Here is a 19,303-nt window from a genome sequence, read left to right as displayed (position 1 = left end):
TAATCATGCTACAGAAGATGAAACAGGTTCTGGTTGTGGGCCCGAAAAGGGATTATCAACGAATCATTGATGTATTATACCAGGCTGGTTCACTTCATCTTGAAGATGCAAAAACTGAGTCTTTTACGCAGATGCCAATCGGGCCCCTTGATTCTTTTAATGCGGATGAGGTTTTATCTCTTTTGGTTCGAATCAAGGGTCAGATCCAGATTCTAACGCCGGTTGATGCAAAAAAACAACTAAAAAGCCCTTTCATCGAGAAATATGCCGGTCTTTCTTATGATGAATTAAAATTAACTGCCACATCTCTTTGTGATTCTCTTGAAGAGAGACTGCGGTCGCTTGAAACCCGGAAAGGAGACCTTGATGTCCGGTACACTACTCTTCTCCGGTATGAAAAAATAATTAAAAAAATCTCCCCCCTAGAGCAGCAGCTTCCCATTCTTGAGGGATTTGAAGTTACTATCCTTATCATTCAGAAAGAGTATGAATCAGTCCTTGAGATAATTCGTCCCTTCATTTCAGAAATCACGAGAAACCAGTTTGAGTTTATCAGTGCCGACCTTGATGAAAAAAATATCGCTGTAATCACCGTTTTTAGTAAAAAATATGCATCAAAGGTACATGATTTCCTCTACTCTAAAAACGTCAATGAAGTGCGTATCCCACAGGAATATTCAAATATGCCTCTTGATGATGCACTTACTCTCATTGAGGCAGATAAAAAGGCTATTACTTTAGAAATTTCTGAAATATCCGAAAAAATCCGGGAGATTTCAACCCGGTGGTATTCTGATCTTATAACACTAAAAACCTTGCTCTCTGATTTTCTTGAAGAAACAAGTGCGTATTCAAATTTCGGTCAGACTGATTACACTTTTGTTGTAAAGGGATGGATACCAAAAAAGAGTCTGCCTGCAATAAAAAAGGCCTTGCATGTATCTTTTGGTGATGCGGTAGTGGTTAATGAACTTGAGGTGGAGAAAGAAACTGAAGATTCTGCTCCGGTTTATTTTGATAATCCGTTCTGGGCCAAGCCATTTGAATTTTTTATGAACCTGGTCCAGCCTCCAAGGTATCGTGAAATTGACCCGACACCAATCATTGCTATCTTCTTCCCTCTCTTTTTCGGGCTGATTGTGGGGGATATAGGGTATGGTCTCATCATTTTGATTTTTAGTCTGGTAGTCAGGTTCCATTTTAAGGAGATTGCATGGATTCAGCAGATGATGGCCATTCTTATGATCTCATCTATCCCTACTATTATCTTTGGATATGTATTCGGGGAATTTTTTGGGGATTTTGCGGAACACATGGGCTGGCTCCACCCGCTCACCCTGTTTGGTGTTACATGGAACCGGATTGAGGCAATTATTCCATTACTCGTCCTAACTATTGGCATCGGAGTATTTCATGTCTATCTTGGGTTATCTTTAGGTATCTACAATGCAGCAAGACACCATAAAAAAAAGCATATTGTAGAAAAGGTTGGAATGCTTGGTGCAATATCGTCAATACTTCTCCTTGTTCTTTCCTTTGCAGGTCATGTTCCGGAGTCGGTACAGATTTTTCTTTTCATCCTGCTACTGATATCTGTTATTGGCCTGATTTATGGCGGTGGAAGTCGCGGAGTGATTGAAATCATGGGAACTATTGGAAATATCATGTCATATGCCCGTCTGATGGCAATCGGACTTGCATCGGTGATTCTTGCACTCGTAGCCAACCGGCTGGCACATGAAATTGGAATACTCATTGTCGGTATAATTATTGCAATTCTTCTCCATGCACTCAATATTCTTCTTGCAATGTTCAGTCCCTCAATTCATTCACTTCGTCTTCATGTTGTAGAGTTCTTCTCCAAGTTTTACGAAGGGGGAGGAATTCCCTATCGCCCTTTTGGAAAAGAACGATTATAATCTTTTTTTAAATGGTACGGATCGCTGATCAAACCACAATATATAAATATACAGGGGATAAGGTAATCGTTGGAGGTTATCATGACAGGATGGGAAGTCCCTATTGGCGCTGCAATTGCTTTTGCAGGAGGAGCAATTGCGACTGGTATTGCCCAGTCAAAAATTGGTGCAGCAGGAGCAGGAACCGTTGCAGAACGTCCTGAATCAGCAGGTATAGTCATAGTTCTTGAGGCTATTCCTGAAACGCTCGTTATTTTAGGATTCGTCGTCGCCGCAATGATCATCATAATGGTTGAATAATCAGCCTGTAACCATATTCACAGGGGAGGGAAGCAATGGCATATGAAGACCTGATTAAGTCTATAGAGTCAGCAGCGGGTGAAAAAAAGCTGGAAGTTCTCAGGAATGCTGAACGTGAAGTAGAAGCTGTTCTTCGGGAAGCTGAAACAGAGTCATCTGCAATCCATGCCCAGTATATGGAAAAAGCAAAACGTGATCTGGCCCTTGAATCCAACCGGCAAAAATTTCTGGCCCGTCAGGATGTAAAGCGGAAAATAAGTTTAGTACGCCAAAAACTCATTGACGATGCTTTTTCAGGTTCACTTCACTCTCTTTCGGCAATCAGATCTGACCCGGTTTATTCTTCTCTGTTTGCAGGCTTTGTCCGGGAAGTTACAGATGCCCTTGTAGGTGAAGATATTGTTCTTCATGTTGATCCACGTGACTCAGCACTTTGCAATGAGATTATTACAAAAACAGGTCTTAATTGTATTATTGTAAAGGATCTCACTACCATTGGAGGTCTTTGTGGAACATCTGCGGATGGAAAAATCAAGGCTGATAACACCCTGGAAAGCCGGCTTTCAAAAATCCGGAATCAGGACACCCTTGAGATTATCAGTCTAATCCTTGGGGGTCCTGATGGATAACGGGTACGTCAATGCACGGGTAAAAGGGATGTATTCACGATTACTTGACAAAGGCAGCCTGAGCAATCTGATTTTAAAACCTGATATCAGTTCCCTGATTACAGCCCTTGAAGATACCCCATACCGTGAAGATCTGGAACGGGCACTTGTTTTAAAACCAGGTTTGTCAGGGATAGAAGAGGCTCTCCGGCAAAATTTTGTTCGGACAATCCAGAAGATAAAGGGTTTTTTGGAAGGAGAGAAAAGTGAGCGTTATATTGCCATCTTTTCATCCAGGTGGGATATTCATAATCTTAAAACCATACTGCGGGGTAAGAGAATCTATGTTCCATCAGGGCAGATCAGGGAAAACCTTATTCCTGCCGGTGAATTCGATGAAGCTCTTTTATCAGAACTCTTAAAGCAACCAGATATCAGGAGTGTAATTGATCTTCTTGCAACGTTTGATGTCAGTTATGCAGCTCCGCTTACTGAAGTATTTCCTGAATATACCGAGAAGTCAGACCTTATTATTCTCGAAAACGCCCTTGATAGGTTCTATTATGAGCGGGTAATCGGTCTTGTGCAGGGGAAATCTACTGAAGAACAGATTATCAGGCAACTTGTTCAGACGGAAATTGATCTCATCAATCTAAAATCGATTCTGATGATGGTCAGAGATGACATTGATCCTGATGATGGAGAACGTATCCTGCTGGAGGGAGGCAGGGTTTTTAACCTGAAAAAACTCCGGGTAATGCTTAAACTGGGATCTGTTGCCGGAGTTATTGAATCACTTGAGGGGACACCATACCGGTTTCTGGAAGATCTTCGGAGCACTGAAGGTGACAATCTTAAGATTTCTGCATATCAGCATCTTCTTGATGAATACATGATTCGGCATGCAGTACGCCTGTACCGCGGAGATCCTCTCTCAGTCACCGTAGTAATCGGGTTTCTGTGGGCAAAATACACTGAAATCATGAATCTGCGAATTATTGCCCGGTGTAAAAATGCCCTGATTTCACCGGAGGAGATGGAGGCTGAGATGGTCTATGTTTAAGGTTGTCGTCATCACTGATCCGGAATCTGCGACCGGGTTTCGACTTGCTGGTTCTGATGTTTTAGAGGCTGAAGATTCTTATGAAGCATCTCAGGTTCTCTCGTCTCTGTTACATGAAGAAGAAACCGGTATTATCGCAATCCGGGAGGATTTTCTGGCAAATCTTGATAAAAGTCTCTATGAACAGGTTGAACGCTGTTATCACCCGGTCATTATTCCAATACCGGCACCCCGGAAAGGAGATGAAGTGAGCGGATATGTAGAACGACTGCTACGCAGAGCAATCGGGTATAATGTGGTGATGAGGAGTTAACATGATAACCGGAACAATAGCCCGGATCTCCGGGCCTGTAATTACTGCAAAAAAGATGACCGGATCGCGGATGTATGATGTCGTCTCGGTGGGATCTGCTGCACTTCCCGGAGAAATCATCCGTCTGGAAGGAGATGAGGCAGTTATACAGGTCTACGAGGACACGACCGGCCTTCTGATTCACGAGCCGGTGAAAAACACCGGAGTTCCTCTCTCTGTTGAACTTGGGCCCGGACTGCTGGCATCGATATATGACGGTGTACAAAGGCCTCTCCCTGCCCTTTTTGCAAAAAGCGGGAATTATATTCAGAGAGGTATCATGGTCCCGGGACTTGACCGGGAGAAGAAGTGGGTTTTTACTCCGGTGAAGAAACCCGGAGAAATGGTGAGTCAGGGTGATGTTATCGGCACGGTTCAGGAATTTCACCTGGTTCATTTTATCATGGTGCCACCCGGCATATCTGGTGAGATTAAGACCATTACATCCGGAGAATACACGGTAACCGAACCTGTTTGTGTCCTTGCTGATGGTACACAAATCCCGATGCTTCAGCGATGGCCGGTCAGGAAGGGAAGGCCGTTTGTTAAAAGACTGGACCCGGAGGTTCCGCTCCTTACCGGACAGCGGGTATTTGATACGATGTTCCCACTTGTCAAAGGAGGAACAGCCATGATCCCCGGAGGATTTGGTACCGGAAAGACGGTTTCAGAACAAACCCTTGCAAAATGGGCAGATACGCAGGTGGTTGTGTACATCGGGTGTGGTGAGCGGGGAAACGAGATGACCGATGTACTCACCGAATTTCCTGAATTGACCGATCCCAGGACCGGGTATCCGCTTATCGAGCGGACGATAATGATTGCCAATACCTCGAACATGCCGGTTGCAGCCAGAGAAGCTTCCATTTATACCGGAATTACCATTGCAGAATATTACCGGGACATGGGATATGACGTGGCCCTCCTTGCAGATTCAACGTCCCGGTGGGGTGAAGCCCTTCGTGAAGTCTCCGGAAGACTTGAAGAGATGCCAGGAGAAGAGGGATATCCGGCATATCTGGCAACAAGGCTTGCAGCTTTTTATGAACGGGCCGGACGGGTAAACTGTGCCGGGACAGAAGAGAAGACCGGTTCGGTTACGATTATCGGTGCTGTTTCACCACCCGGCGGAGATTTTTCTGAACCAATCACCCAGAATACCCTCCGGATAGCCGGAACCTTCTGGGCACTTGATGCAAATCTTGCATATCGTCGGCATTACCCCTCTGTTAACTGGATTCGAAGTTATTCCCTGTACTTAGAGGATGTGGAGGACTGGTTTTCTGAAACGGTTGCACGTGACTGGTACCAATTCAGGGGCCGGGCGATGTATCTCCTGCAAAAAGAGGTGGAACTTCAGGAGATTGTTCAGCTGGTCGGACCTGATGCTCTTCCGGATAAAGAGAAGGTGGTTCTTGAGGTTGCCAGGATTATCAGGGAAGATTTCCTTCAGCAGAGTGCGTATAGTGATGATGATTCATTCTGTCCGCTTGAAAAGCAGTACTGGATGCTTAAGGTAATAATCTGGTATTATGATGCTGTTAGGGCTGCGATGCGTCGGGGAGTTCCGGTAAGGCAGCTTCTTTCCATCTCTGCACGTTCAGAGATCGCCCGGATGAAAGAACAAAAAGATCCTGATAGAATCAAGGCTTTGAGTGATAAGGTCTGGGAACAGACCGAAAACCTGGAGGTGCAGACATGCAGCACGGCAGCCTGATTACCGTTGATTATCAGACGGTAAATTATGTGTCCGGCCCTCTTATCTTTGTTGAGCGTCCAAAACAGATTTCTTTTGGAGAAACGGCACAGATAACACTTCCTGATGGTGAGACACGAACCGGGCAGATCCTTGATATTTCTGAAGATATTGCCATTGTTCAGGTCTTTGAAGGAACAAGGGGTATAGACAGTGATGTGACAACGGTTCGCTTTACCGGGCAGTCTCCTCATATTGACGTTTCGCTTGATATGCTCGGCAGAGTACTTGACGGGGTTGGAAGGCCACGTGATGAAGGGCCTGCAATTATCCCTGAAGCAAGACTCGACATTGCCGGAATGCCAATTAATCCCTATTCCCGTGATAAACCTGCAGAGTTTATCCAGACCGGAATATCCGCGATTGATGCATTAAATACCCTTGTAAGAGGGCAGAAACTTCCTATCTTCTCCGGTGCAGGTCTTCCTGCAAACCTGCTTGCAGCACAGATTGCCAAACAGGCAAAAGTACTTGGAGAAGGAGAAAACTTTGCCGTTGTTTTCGCAGCGATGGGAATTACCTACAAGGAAGCATCGTTTTTCATGAAAGAGTTTGAGGAGAGTGGTGCCCTTGAACGGGTAGTTTTCTTCCTCAACCTTGCAGATGATCCGACCATAGAACGGATTGCAACACCCCGGTGTGCTCTTACAGCAGCAGAGTTTCTTGCATATACCCATAATCTTCAAGTTCTTGTCATCCTGACCGACATGACCAATTACTGCGATGCCCTCCGTGAGATCTCAACTGCACGGGAAGAGATCCCCGGACGGAGGGGGTATCCCGGGTATATGTATACCGACCTTGCAACAATTTATGAACGGGCAGGCAGGATAAAAGGATGCAGTGGTTCTATCACCCAGATTCCCATCCTGACCATGCCTGACGATGATATCACCCATCCGGTTCCGGACCTCACGGGTTACATCACTGAAGGCCAGATCGTTCTTTCACGTGATCTCTTCAGGAAGGGAATAAATCCTCCCATAGATGCTCTCCCCTGTCTTTCACGGCTCATGAACCTTGGCATCGGTCCGGATAAGACCCGTGAAGACCACCGTAATGTTGCAGATCAGCTGTATGCTTCTTATGCTTATGGCAGAGACCTTCGAAGGCTTGTTGCCATTGTCGGAGAAGAAGCTCTATCGGACCTTGACCGGAATTACCTGAAGTTTGCAGATCATTTTGAGAAACGGTTTATTTCCCAGGGCAATGTTGATCGGAGCATTGAGACAACCCTTCAGGTTGCCTGGGAACTCTTCGGTCTTCTCCCTGATGAAGCACTCAAGCGGATAAAAGAAGAATATATCGAAAAATACCGGACTCTTATTATTTCCGGAGGATAATTTCATGGAACAGGTGCATCCGACCCGGATGGAATTGATGAAGAAACGGTCCCAGATTTTGCTGGCAGAGCAGGGTCGTGACCTTCTCAAGGAAAAAATGGAGGCACTTATTCAGGAATTTTTTAAGATAATGGTCAACTTTTCCGAGTCCAGGGAAGGGCTTGAACAGCTTGCCATAGAGGCAGATCTAGCTCTCCTCGTTGCAGAGGCCGTGGATGATCCGGTCGCGGTAAAATCCGCTTCATATGCAACAAAACGGCAGATAATGGTAGATATTGCCGGAAAAAATATCATGGGTGTTCCGGTTCCGGTTATTCAGAAGAAGAGTGTTGCTTTGAATGTGATGGAACGGGGGTATGGTCTTATCGGGACAAGCAGTAGGATCAATGAGGCTGCTGAGAAGTTTGAAGCCGAGATGGATATGATCATCCGTCTCGCTGAGACAGAAACCACGCTTCGGCGGCTTGGAAATGAGATTCAGATGAACCGGAGAAGGGTTAATGCTCTTGATCAGATAATCATTCCGGAACTTAAAGAGCAGGCAAAGTATATCCGGTTCAGTATCGAGGAACGGGAACGGGAGGATCTGTTCAGGCTGAAAAAAGTAAAAAAACTGATTGAACGGAAGAAAAAGAAAAAATTAATGGCTTCTGTCTCGTAACCAAAAAAAAAATGATTTCCGGACATTAGTCCTAGTGATGAAAACAATGAAACAATCATCACTGAAGAGCCCGCCACTTCCCATTTGGTACCGTTATCTCAAATCTGGCTCCGTTTCCAGGTTTACCGTTCTCAATTATCGTGATACCGGTGATTGCGAGGATCTCCCGGGAAAGGAAGAGTCCAAGGCCGGTATGTTTCCCGAAACCTCTGGTGAAGAGTTTTTGTTTATCTTCAAAACTGATGCCTTCTCCATCATCCTCAAAGATAAGAATGAGATCCTCACTTTGAGGGTATGCAAAGAGGCGGATACTTGTCATCTTCCCACCGCCATAATGAAGTGCATTATCGGTAAGATTGTAAAAAACCTTATAAAGAAGAGGATCTGCAAAAATTTCAATACCCGGGCATTCAATTAACAACCGAATATCCTGCAGTTGTAATGCCAGTGAAACATTGTGGAGCAGCTTTGAAACATCCTGCCAGACCGGAGATTTTACTCCCAGATCCTCATAATCTTTGGTGAATTCTATCTGTCGTTGAATATTCAGGGCAATTATTTCTTCCTTGGCCAAATAGTCGGCAAGCGTCTCGGGCTTTTCAAGTGAATCAGTACTGAGATGGATGTAACCATGAAGTGCCTGGAGCTGGTTCATAATATCATGGCGGGTGATTGAGGAGAGGAGGTTGAGTTTATGATTAGCCATCCGTAAGCCTTCCTCTGCCCGGTGCAGATCCGTCAGATCATGAAGAACACCCTCCACCCCAATAGGGACACCGTTCTCGTCATAATATAAGTGGCTGCTGGCTATCACGTGAAGATTCGTCCCTTTCCGGGATTTAAAGATGATTGGGTACCCGGACACCGAGCCGTTCTGGCTTAAGGCATCTAAAAAGGTTTTCCGGTCTTCTGGGTTCGCGTATACGTCCGTAACTGGCAGACCAATCATCTGGTCCATTGATTCATACCCTAGCATCCGGACTCCTGCCGGGTTGACCATAGTGAAGTTCCCGTCCATATCGGCCCGATATACGAAGTCCTGGATATTTTCGAACATTGTCCGGAACTTCTCCTCGCTCTCCCGGAGTGCCTCTTGTGCCTGGACCTGTTTTGTGATGTCAATACCGGTACCAACCAGGTACTTCTTTCCGGCTAACGTCATAGTGAGACCTCCCAGAAGGTAAGGGATTTTTCTGCCGTCTTTTGTCAGGATGTTTACTGTTGTAGTGGTAAAACCCTGCTCTCTAAACACCTTCTGGATTATTCCGGCAACTAAATCGCGGTCATCAGGTGCGATGGTGTCCAGAGCCGTGATATTGTGCAGTTCTTCATCTGAATAACCGGTTATAATTTGGTGGTGTGGATTTCTCCGGACAAAATGCCCCTGTTCATCTAATACATAAAAAATTCCCGGTATACTGTCGATTATAGTATCTGAAAACTGGTTTGCCGTTTCAAGTGCTTTTTCTGCTTCTTTCTGTCTGGTGATATCACGGAACACGACTATGACCGCCGGCCTTCCTTCATGCTGTGTTGCAGTGGCCATGACTGCAACAGGGATAGGAGTCCCATCAAGTCGGAGGAATTTCTCTTCCATGAGAGGCACGGTTCCCTCCTTTGAGGCGAGCATCTCCTGTACCCTCTCGGCAACGGCCAGCCGATAATCAGGATGAACCAGGTCGATAATCTGCTTCCCTATCAGATCATCTGGATTTGATGCTCCTACAATACGCACCGCAGAATCGTTAGCCATCACGATCCTGCCATCCTGATGGATAACTACTGCATCGAATGAGCGGGAAAGGAGCCGGCGAAACCGCTCCTCACTCTCCCGGAGTGTTACTTCTGACCAATGGCGTTCCATCATCCTGCTGATTCGTTCACCAAGAGCGATGATCAGACTTGATTCTTCGGGGAGGAATGGTTCTGTTCCATAAATCGTCGGATCTCCCAGAAAAAAGACCTCAATGGAACCAACTGTTTTACCATACATGGTCAGGACAGATTCCTGTTTTATACCACTTGTCTGAAAACCTTTTGAGGGATATTCCCTGCTATTTATGGTAATTCTGGCACAAGTCAAGTCTGGATATCTCCATCCCGCAGGAATTTCATTCACCAATGCACTGAATAGATCTTTATCCCGTGGGGTAGTTTCAATCAGGCGTGAAACTTCATACAGGCAGTTTAACTCTTTTACCCATTCCTTGAGTAAATCTGATTTTCTTCTTACTTCCTCTTCAATTACCTGGCGATCTGAAATTTCATCCTCAAGATCTGAGCTCACTATCTCCCTTCTTATAAGAATATAGCCCGTAGATGCAAGTGCCATTATAACAAACTGACCGGATAAAAATAGGATCTGGAAGAATGTGGGCGTTAGAAGGCTGTAATCTTTTGCTACAAGGAGAGATATGCCCCGGATTATGACTGCAGTACTATAAAAGAGAAGGATGCTTCCGGTGAACTGTTGCAGGGGCGTTGGTCGCGGAGAGGAGAAGACGAGGAAAACTCCTGGGAAGAGAAAAAAGAGCGGGATAACAAATGAAACGATCCCCACATTCTGGTTCTGCCCGGTGAGGGGGAGCCATATGATGAAAATGGAGAGGGCAAGAATTGCTGCAAAATACTGGAGCCAGTGTTTGTTAACCGTCCGGACAAGGGAGAGAAGAGCGATGTTTTCCAGACAGAATCCGCAGAATATCAGCGTGTTGCCCAGGGAAAACGAGAGAATATCTGATATTGTCCCCCTGAAAAAGAGAAGCATCCACCCGGCGGCCTGGAGGGCCATACTGATCATGAAGACAGTATCGTAGATCTGTGCCCGTTTTAGGGTGGAAAAAAAGAGGAGAAGGGCAGCAATGGCATGGCCCAGAGTAAGAATGAGGATCAGGGTCCTTACATCAAGAGATTCAATCATCGGTTATCCCTTTTACATTCTGATACAAACAACTGCACAATTTCGTCCTATACAAGAGGAATAGAACTGTCAATAATTTTCCAGCAATTATCTGGCTATGGTAATAAAGGGTATATCTGCCAAAAAAGTTTATATAAGAATCGGAGAGTTTCAGTATTCCCTCCGAAAAATTTTGCTTGATGGGTAATGGTCTTTCCAGAACCGGCAAAAGAGGTTATGAGAGATAATCAGACCCTTTCGGTCTTATGGATTCTCTTTCGTCTCCGGTTCAGGTCCTGTAATTGTAACATACGTTGCCGATGCTGAAGGCGGAAGATAAGTCTGCTTAATAGATAAACAGTCTTTTGGGCAGTAACTCACACAGTTTCCACAGATAATACACTGGAACTGATTGAGCTGCCAGGTTCGTTCCTGCTTGTTTACTTCAATGGCATCTGCCGGACAATGCATTCTGCAAAGACCACAAAAAATACAGTTCTCAATATTGATAACCAGGTGGCCACGGGTTACCGGCGTCACCTTTGCCGGCTGATAGGGATATCTTATCGTAGCTGGACCTTTTATAAGGTTTTTTAGGACGTTTAGGGCCATAACTCCTACTTTCATGAGAATCACCGCTCCATACAGCCGATACAGGGATCAATGGTCAGTACGATAACCGGCACATCGGCGAGTTCACATCCGGCAAGCATCTGGACAAGGGCAGGAACATTTGCTAGTGTTGGTGTTCTGACCCGGTGACGGAGCAGGTTTTTCTTTCCATTTGCTTTTACATAATGGATGACTTCTCCCCGTGGCTGTTCTGTCTGGGCATAGTATTCTCCGGACGGGTTTCCCTTCACCGGGACAATAATATCTCCTTCCGGTATCCGGTCGATGGCGTTCTCAATAAGATCTAATGAGGTGAAAAGTTCTCCTGTCCGTACCATACATCTGGCATGACAGTCCCCTTCAGTTCTGACAACCGGTTTGAAGTCCAGTTCATCATAGGCACCGTATCCGGTCATTCGGGCATCAACTGCATGTCCACTGCCCCTGATTGTAGGGCCTACTGCTCCAAGTTCCCATGCTGTATCTTTTGGAAGCATGCCAATTCCTTTTGTCCTCGACTGAACGGTCAGGTCTTCGTCAAAGATGCGGGTCAGTTCAACATAGTCTGCCCTTAATCCAGGGATCTCGCTCTTAATCCTGTTTAATTCTTCTTTATCCATGTCCCTGCTGACACCACCTACCCGGTTGACTCCCTGTATGACCCGGCCGCCGGTTGTTCGTTCAAGAACATCAAGAATCTTTTCCCTGACTTTCCAACAGTCCATAAAGAGGTTTTCATACCCCATGCTGTCTGCAAAACATCCAAGCCAGAGAAGGTGACTATGCATACGTGAATATTCTGACCAGATGGCACGAAGGAACTCAGCACGGCGTGGAATTTCAACGCCCATTACCTGCTCTACCGCCTGGCAATAGGTTGCTCCATGAATAAAACTGCAAATCCCACAGATACGTTCTGATATGAAGACATAATCCTTATAATCCCGTTTTTCTACCAGTTTTTCAAGGCCACGGTGCACATATCCGATTGAAGGAATTGCTTCAATGACCCGTTCATCTTCAAGGACAAGGTCCAGGTGAATTGGTTCAGGAAGTACCGGGTGCTGTGGTCCGAACGGGACAATTATTTTTTTACTCATGCTGCTCCTCCGGTTTCTTTTTCACCACTGTTATCTGGGATGTGCCAAACGGATGGGGTACGCTGGTTCTGAAAAAGGTCCCTTTATAATCGATTGCAATCCCGCTGAATGGGATTCCAAAGAGATCCGCGATTTCATTTTCATACACAAATGAGGCAAGGTAAATTTTTGATATACTTGGAATCGGGTTTTCAGGGGTTGCAGGGATCCGGATATGAGAAATACTGAGATTTTTATCAAAGCTATAGGTCACCTCAAATGCATCTCCTTCCTGTGCACAACTTATCTGAACGAGTCGATATCCATCGTCATGGAAACTGTGAACCCGATGAATAAGTTCTTCCACCTGAATTGTCTCAACTTTTTGATCCGGCTGTTTCATGCTGTTCCCTCCACACCGGTTTTCATACTGTTTCTTTTCTGTTCCAGGATGGAAAGAGCCTGCACGATACCATCGATGATAGATTCGGGTCGTGCTGCACATCCGGGTACATAAATATCAACGGGTATGACGGTTGCAACACCACCCGAAATATTATAGCATTCTTTGAATACCCCGCCGGAACATGCACAGATACCAACGGCAACGACGACCTTCGGGTGGGGCATTTGATCATAAATGTTTTTCACAACTTCCTTGTTGATTTCATTGACGCCGCCAGTGATTACAAAGATATCGGCATGTTTCGGATTTCCTGTGTTGAGAATTCCAAACCGCTCAACATCATAAAGTGGTGTCAGACAGGCCAGTACTTCAATGTCACAGCCATTGCAGCTTGAGGCATCATAATGAATTATCCAGGGTGATTTCTGTAGGTATGACATAATTCTCACATGATTGAAAGTGCAAATATATTTCCTGCTCCGGCTACAAGGGTGACAAACCATGCACTGATCATGGCATCCTGCCACCTTACTCTTGAGGTGCAGTTGTCAACGAGAATTTCAAGGAACATGATGACAACAATTGCGAGTGCACACAGGATGAGATTAGCACCAAAGAAGAGCCAGATAAACCCGAGCATCACGACGAGCTCATAGATATGGGCAAGTTCTACCATCGCAAGGGTTCTGCCTGAAAACTCCGTGGTACTTCCTTTTACCAGTTCCTGATGGGCATGGTGTGACGTTGCCAGATCAAAGGGTGATTTTCTCAGTTTAAATGTCAGGATATAGATAAACCCTAAAAATACTCCGGGAAGGAGAAGAATGGGCATTCCGGGATGATCTGCCATCTCTCCGATGAGGAAGGAGTCATTTACCTGGTACAGGCCGATGGCTGCAATGATAATCATTGGTTCTACCGCCATCAGCTGGATAAGTTCACGCTCGGCTCCAATGTGGGCATATGGTGAAAATGAAACGTACGCACCAAGAACCAGGAAGACATGGGCCAGGGTGAATGCAAATATTACCAGCAGGATGTCCCCTCCGGCAAAGAAGAGAGCACCGGTGAAGATGATGAAGATCAGATAACAGAAGATGAAAAAGCTCTGTGCTCCCCAGACTGCCACCTGCTTTTTCTGTATCAACTTTCTGATATCATACCAGGGCTGAAGGACTGGTGGTCCTACCCGTCCCTGCATACGTGCGGTCAGGATACGATCCAGTCCGGTGATAAGTATGCCTACAACCGGTGCAAGGATGATAAATACTGCTGCTGCAAGGAACGGGTTCACAGGCCACCTCCGACAATAATGATATTCAGAATCAGGACAATCAGGAAGATGCCAATTCCCACACTTATCCGGGAGAGGCGTTCTTCACCAAATATTTTGTCCAGGTAATAATTTGAGAGTTCAATCTCTCTTGTTATTCCACAACTGCCAATAAATTCCGTGCTCCTGCTTTCCGGAATACCGCATAAGTACCGGGGAACCCGTGAAGCAGACCGGGAGAACCTGGCGAGTGAAAATGGCATAATAAGCACTAAAAACAGCATCATGAACATGATCTCGATATTGCTGAGGGAGATTAGTTCTGTAACTGACTGGTAGATGTTCTGTAGCCAGGGTTCTATCAGGTACCATGATATTATGGGAAAACCAAAACAGACCCCTATCGTTAGGGCAGACAGGATATAGAGGATATTTTTTTCAGATTTTGGGATGTGTGATTCGTCTTTTTGCTGTGGCTCTCCTACAGCGATGAGTTTTCCCATCCATTTAGCCCAGAAAAATGCTGTAATGCCACTTCCATATGCGATGATGATGACCAGGAGAATTCCGAACGGGGGAACAGATTCTACAAAGGCATGAAGGGAGGCCCATTTAGAAATGAGCATTCCGAACGGTGCAAGAAACATACCAGCAATTCCAATCAGAATTATCATGGTAATTCTTGGCATTTTTGTAACAAGTCCGGTCATATCTTCAATATCCCTGCTGTGAATCTGATGTTCAACAGTTCCAACAGAGAGGAAGAGCAGGGATTTTGCGATTGCGTGGAATATTATGAGGAGTATTGCTGCCCATAGCGCTTCTGCAGTTCCGACACCACAACATGCAACGATAAGACCCAGGTTTGCAATAGTTGAATAAGCGAGGACTTTCTTTGCATTGCTTTGAGATATTGCAATCGCTGATGCAGCAAGGAAGGTGACACCTCCAATCAGTGCTATCAGAATTCCGATGAGTTGCCCTTCAAAGACCGGGGCAAATCGGGCAATAATATACACTCCTGCTTTTACCATTGTGCTGGAGTGAAGAAGGGCAGATACCGGGGTTGGTGCAACCATTGCTCCCACAAGCCAGGATGAAAAGGGGAATTGTGCAGATTTCGCGAGGCCAGCGATTCCAATGAGTCCAGCCGGAATGAGCGCAATTCCCGGTCCTGCAACCACCAGTTCATGAAGACCGATGAGGTCAGATCCATGGGACAGAAAAATCACAATGAACGCGATGGGGATACATGCACCCCCGACAAGATTAAAGAGAAGAGCCCTGAATGCATTTTTAATGGCTTCATCAGTCTCCGGGTAACGGATGAGAAGATATGAACATAAGGTGGTGATTTCCCAGAAGAAAAATAGCCATAGCAGGTTGTTGGAGAATACCACGCCAAACATGGCCGACAGGAAAAGAAACATGATTCCAAAGAACTGTGGCCTCTTATCCGGTCTTTCCGGGTGTTCTGTATGGTATTCACGCATATATCCGAGTGCATATACGCATATCAGACCACCTATAATGCCAATGATTGCAGCCATGATTCCAGAAAGCTGATCCAGGAACAGTTCCGGAATTGTTGCATGATCCGATAGTGCAAGGTATTCAACTGCACAAAGGAGGATGAGCTGAATGATGGTTATGGCTGTGACAAGATATTGTCTGGCTTTAGTACTTACGAATATGATATACCCGCTTATGGCAATGTCACCGATAAAGATGAGTATCCCTATGATACCAACCGGAACAGAGTAAAATATCGGATGACTGGTGACACTTCCCATAAGTGCAAAAAGTGATGCAATCCCCACGAGGACTGCTCCACAAATTACCGCTCCCCTTCTGAAATTTTCACCGTGAATGAGAGTAATCAGGCCGGCAATCAGAAGAGGAAAGAGTATCAGGAAGATGAGCAGCTCCATGTATCTTACGTTTGAGAGCATGGATATTTATCATTATTTATCATGAACGTTAGTGGGAATCATAATGGATACGAGGGTAATTTATGTGTTTTTAATTTGATTTTCATGTTTAAAATCGAAATTTTCTTAATTGTCGATAATCTTATTGTCCGTTATCCATATTTTCCCTCTTATGGGGGAATACTCTGGTATATTCAGTTTATGTTTCATCAAAAATTATATTTTGACCTTTTTTTTCCAAATTAGCATTTATTTACATATCTCAATATAAATCCGGCCACGCAGAAAAATTGAAGGTTGATAATCAACTCATTTACGATGATCTGCAAATATCTGGATTTTATATGGGGGTGCTATTGGGTGTGTGAACGAGGGTTAGTAATAGTAAGGGATAGGTGTGAAAAGGGAATAGCGTGGCTCTATTGAAATGTCGATCATTATCAAAATTGAGATCCATCTCATTTGTGGCAATGTTCAGATTTTTCATCTGACCCTTGCAGGTTCGCGTTAAGGAATAGTATACTGCCTGAATGTCGGGTAACCGTTCAGGAGAGTAGTTTGTGGTATGGATCCTTCAATGTCCCACTTAACGAACTTAAAGTCATATATCCATTGGTATTCCCCATCACGCCGTTTTTTCCGGTATTCCTGATCAAATGATTCCCTTCCTTTATCGCAATACTGATTGTTATATTACCGAACGGGGGGAAGAAGGGAAGGTTACTTTATTTGAGATCCGGGTTCTAAAAGGTGGATGGTGGATTTCCACGTGAGAATTCTTATCTTTTTTTCTGAAAAACGGGAAATTTCAGAGTAATTTCGTTTCTTCAGTCGGTTTTGGAACTTTTACGACAAGAACCCGGAAAACTTCAGTGCTCTGGTTTATCCACCGGTGAGGGATCCTGGCCGGGCTTTCAACCAGTTTATCTTTCGTTACCTCTGCCCGTTCTTCGCCGATTTCAACGATTCCGGTGCCTTCCAGAACATAAAAGAAGACATCCACCGGAGTCATATGTTTTTTCAGAGATTCCCCTGGTTGGAGTGTTATGACTACTGCCATGGCATGAGGGGAATCAAAGATTTTTCTGGCATCAACGTGATGGGGATTTGGTCCGGATACGACTTGTGAGACATCGGTAATTATCATTCTTCTACACCTTATCCAGTGAGATATAAGGAATCATTGACAACAAATCAGATTTTAATGTTTCCATACCTATACGCTCCATAAATCTTGCAGTCCTTTCCTGAGGGTTTGCATGGTTTTTGTAATAATCAAGCAGACGCTGCACCAGGTCACATGCCTCGTCAGCAGATAGATGATATGCAATGGGATCTGCATTCCGTGGTTTTCTCCCTCCATTTCCACCAAAAAGAGCAATCCATCCCCGGGATGTTCCAATAAGGCCGATATCGCGAAGTTGACTCTCACTACAACATCGCTGACATCCGGAAATACCGATTTTTATTTTTGCCGGAAATGTCTGGGTCTCCATTTTTTTTGTTATCACTTTAGTAAAACCGATAGAATCCTGTGCTCCCCATTTGCAGGACTCTGTTCCCAGGCATCCCTGTACAAATTTTACGCAGGGGCCCAGGTCCGGCTTTGCAAGGTCCCCGAGTTCTTTAAAAACATTGGGTACATCATCAGAGCTAATACCGGCAAGAATAATCCGCTGTCCGGAAGTAATTTTCATTAATGGTATGTGAAATTTTTTTCCGACTGCGGCAATACGTTCAAGTTCTTCAGGTTTTACCAAGCCTGCCGGAGTGTTTGTCATGATTGCATATGATTTCCCATCACGTTGTAATATTGCTCCATTTGTCTTCCCTGTCAAAAAATCTCCTCCCTCTGATAATAGTTTGAATGTACACATAAATGTGTCCTCACTGGAAAGTTTTTTGTTGCAGGTATAGGAAAAAATAGGTTATTCAGCTGGGTAATGCAGGAATTCAATGGGTATTGCCTTTATTTCTATTCCAATTGGTGTATTAAAATGCGCATCAAGATTCTGGTGTAACGTATCAAGGGGAGGGAGTGGACCAGAACCAGCTATCTGCATAGTAAGGTTTTGTTTGCGAAGGCTGAATTCTTTTATTTCATAGGTTGTTTTGGACAACCATTCTTTTGTGATATCCTGTGCCTCCTTATTCTTATGAGATACGTCCAGAGTTTCATATCCTGATATGAAAAGAGGAATTGAGATGAGGATTACACATATGATAGCAACACTGAATGCTTGTTTTCTTCGTTTCGTTCGCTTTTTATCCATCTGGCCCGGATTTATGCCTGAAAGCCAGAATATTGCGCCTCCGGATACTAAAATTGCAAAAAGGTTTGTGAGAAACAGGAGGAATGAATCTAATGCATCGGTCCATTGGAATTTCGCAAGAGAAATCCCTGTAACGCTCAAAGGAGGAACAAGGGAGATTGCAATTGCAACACCCGGGAGTGAATCGCTGACTGATTCACGACTGACTGCATAAGCGCCTGCTGCACCTGAAGCAAGAGCTACGTAAAGGGCAAACATATCTGGTGCTGTCCTTGAAACTATCTCCTGATTTTGTTGAAAATCGATGGCCAGAGGAGATATACTTGAGGTGATAAGTGCTCCTATAAGAATAACAAAAATCACGCTGGCTAGTACCATTATCATGGAGCGACTTGCCCGGTGAGTATCACCCAGAACAATAGCCAGAGTAGTTGCCATTATGGGTGTCATCAGTGGTGAGATTATCATTGCTCCAATTACTGTTGCAGTAGAGCCTGCAATTACTCCGTACGTCGCGATGATTGTTGCCAGTGTCAGGAGGACTGCATAATTGAGAAATCCGTTACTTGCACATTCTCCTTCAAAACAGAGTTTTCTCTGTAATATTGGAAGATATGCCTGGTCAAACCGGTTAACTCTGATAAATTCTTCAAGCATACTCAATGGATGATATGGGTTTATCAGATATCATTGCATTGGCATCAGAGTAGGCCCTTCTCTTTGTTGGTCCTATATTGGGCAGTTGTTTCTGAATTTTCAGAGAAAAATAAAAAAACACCCATGAGGCTCCGCCTCATGCTTAACTCATGAAAAACTGTAACCTCCAGT

The 19,303-nt window shown here is 44.8% G+C and carries 18 protein-coding genes; 8 read left to right on the top strand and 10 right to left on the bottom strand.

The window, feature by feature from the left end; all coding sequences use genetic code 11:
• Positions 1 to 5: 5 nt before the first annotated feature.
• The 8 genes from DLD82_RS12325 (at position 6) to DLD82_RS12290 (ending at position 8,002) form a co-directional block, all read left to right on the top strand.
• Positions 6 to 1,919: a V-type ATP synthase subunit I gene (locus DLD82_RS12325; protein ID WP_109941429.1), complete on the top strand. Its 1,914-nt coding sequence runs from the start codon at positions 6 to 8 to the stop codon at positions 1,917 to 1,919.
• A gap of 81 nt (positions 1,920 to 2,000) precedes the next feature.
• Positions 2,001 to 2,219, top strand: coding sequence for an ATPase (locus DLD82_RS12320; RefSeq protein WP_109941428.1), 219 nt, complete (start codon positions 2,001 to 2,003; stop codon positions 2,217 to 2,219).
• A gap of 35 nt (positions 2,220 to 2,254) precedes the next feature.
• Positions 2,255 to 2,848, top strand: coding sequence for a V-type ATP synthase subunit E (locus DLD82_RS12315; RefSeq protein ID WP_109941427.1), 594 nt, complete (start codon positions 2,255 to 2,257; stop codon positions 2,846 to 2,848).
• Complete coding sequence (locus DLD82_RS12310) at positions 2,841 to 3,890, top strand: V-type ATPase subunit (RefSeq protein ID WP_146199785.1); 1,050 nt, start codon at positions 2,841 to 2,843, stop codon at positions 3,888 to 3,890. Before DLD82_RS12315 ends, DLD82_RS12310 begins: the two co-directional genes overlap by 8 nt.
• A complete protein-coding gene (locus tag DLD82_RS12305; RefSeq protein ID WP_109941425.1) occupies positions 3,883 to 4,203 on the top strand; it encodes a V-type ATP synthase subunit F in 321 nt (106 codons plus the stop codon). Before DLD82_RS12310 ends, DLD82_RS12305 begins: the two co-directional genes overlap by 8 nt.
• Position 4,204: 1 nt before the next feature.
• A complete protein-coding gene (locus DLD82_RS12300) occupies positions 4,205 to 5,959 on the top strand; it encodes a V-type ATP synthase subunit A (protein ID WP_109941424.1) in 1,755 nt (584 codons plus the stop codon).
• Positions 5,941 to 7,341, top strand: a complete 1,401-nt coding sequence (locus DLD82_RS12295; RefSeq protein WP_109941423.1) for a V-type ATP synthase subunit B — start codon at positions 5,941 to 5,943, stop codon at positions 7,339 to 7,341. Before DLD82_RS12300 ends, DLD82_RS12295 begins: the two co-directional genes overlap by 19 nt.
• A 4-nt stretch (positions 7,342 to 7,345) precedes the next feature.
• A complete protein-coding gene (locus DLD82_RS12290) occupies positions 7,346 to 8,002 on the top strand; it encodes a V-type ATP synthase subunit D (RefSeq protein ID WP_109941422.1) in 657 nt (218 codons plus the stop codon).
• A 58-nt stretch (positions 8,003 to 8,060) separates the two neighbouring features.
• Here DLD82_RS12290 and DLD82_RS12285 read toward each other — a convergent pair whose 3' ends face one another.
• The 10 genes from DLD82_RS12285 to DLD82_RS12235 form a co-directional block, all read right to left on the bottom strand.
• Entirely contained in the window at positions 8,061 to 10,922 is a 2,862-nt protein-coding gene (locus DLD82_RS12285) for a PAS domain S-box protein (protein WP_109941421.1), read from the bottom strand.
• A gap of 243 nt (positions 10,923 to 11,165) precedes the next feature.
• Positions 11,166 to 11,528 carry a 4Fe-4S binding protein gene (locus DLD82_RS12280; protein WP_109941495.1) on the bottom strand — a complete coding sequence of 121 codons (363 nt, stop codon included), beginning with the start codon at positions 11,526 to 11,528 and terminating at the stop codon, positions 11,166 to 11,168.
• A 5-nt stretch (positions 11,529 to 11,533) separates the two neighbouring features.
• Positions 11,534 to 12,613, bottom strand: a complete 1,080-nt coding sequence (locus tag DLD82_RS12275) for a hydrogenase large subunit (RefSeq protein WP_109941420.1) — start codon at positions 12,611 to 12,613, stop codon at positions 11,534 to 11,536.
• Positions 12,606 to 12,995, bottom strand: a complete 390-nt coding sequence (locus DLD82_RS12270; protein WP_109941419.1) for an NADH-quinone oxidoreductase subunit C — start codon at positions 12,993 to 12,995, stop codon at positions 12,606 to 12,608. The genes DLD82_RS12275 and DLD82_RS12270 overlap by 8 nt, the downstream gene beginning before the upstream one ends.
• A complete protein-coding gene (locus tag DLD82_RS12265) occupies positions 12,992 to 13,438 on the bottom strand; it encodes an NADH-quinone oxidoreductase subunit B family protein (RefSeq protein WP_109941418.1) in 447 nt (148 codons plus the stop codon). Before DLD82_RS12265 ends, DLD82_RS12270 begins: the two co-directional genes overlap by 4 nt.
• 5 nt (positions 13,439 to 13,443) lie before the next feature.
• A complete protein-coding gene (locus DLD82_RS12260) occupies positions 13,444 to 14,292 on the bottom strand; it encodes an NADH-quinone oxidoreductase subunit H (RefSeq protein WP_109941417.1) in 849 nt (282 codons plus the stop codon).
• A complete protein-coding gene (locus DLD82_RS12255; protein WP_245920439.1) occupies positions 14,289 to 16,223 on the bottom strand; it encodes an NADH-quinone oxidoreductase subunit 5 family protein in 1,935 nt (644 codons plus the stop codon). Before DLD82_RS12255 ends, DLD82_RS12260 begins: the two co-directional genes overlap by 4 nt.
• A 787-nt stretch (positions 16,224 to 17,010) precedes the next feature.
• Positions 17,011 to 17,349 (bottom strand): cupin domain-containing protein, encoded by a 339-nt coding sequence (locus DLD82_RS12245; protein WP_109941415.1) that lies wholly within the window; start codon positions 17,347 to 17,349, stop codon positions 17,011 to 17,013.
• 4 nt (positions 17,350 to 17,353) lie between these two features.
• Complete coding sequence (locus DLD82_RS12240) at positions 17,354 to 18,040, bottom strand: nitrite/sulfite reductase domain-containing protein (protein WP_245920438.1); 687 nt, start codon at positions 18,038 to 18,040, stop codon at positions 17,354 to 17,356.
• A 90-nt stretch (positions 18,041 to 18,130) separates the two neighbouring features.
• Positions 18,131 to 19,132 carry a TIGR00341 family protein gene (locus DLD82_RS12235; protein WP_109941413.1) on the bottom strand — a complete coding sequence of 334 codons (1,002 nt, stop codon included), beginning with the start codon at positions 19,130 to 19,132 and terminating at the stop codon, positions 18,131 to 18,133.
• Positions 19,133 to 19,303 lie beyond the last annotated feature (171 nt).

Origin of the sequence: Methanospirillum stamsii (genome assembly GCF_003173335.1) — an archaeon.
GTDB classification, from domain to species: domain Archaea; phylum Halobacteriota; class Methanomicrobia; order Methanomicrobiales; family Methanospirillaceae; genus Methanospirillum; species Methanospirillum stamsii.
The sequence above is the reverse complement of the archived record's forward strand: the minus strand, read 5'-3'. Positions and strand labels throughout refer to the sequence as shown.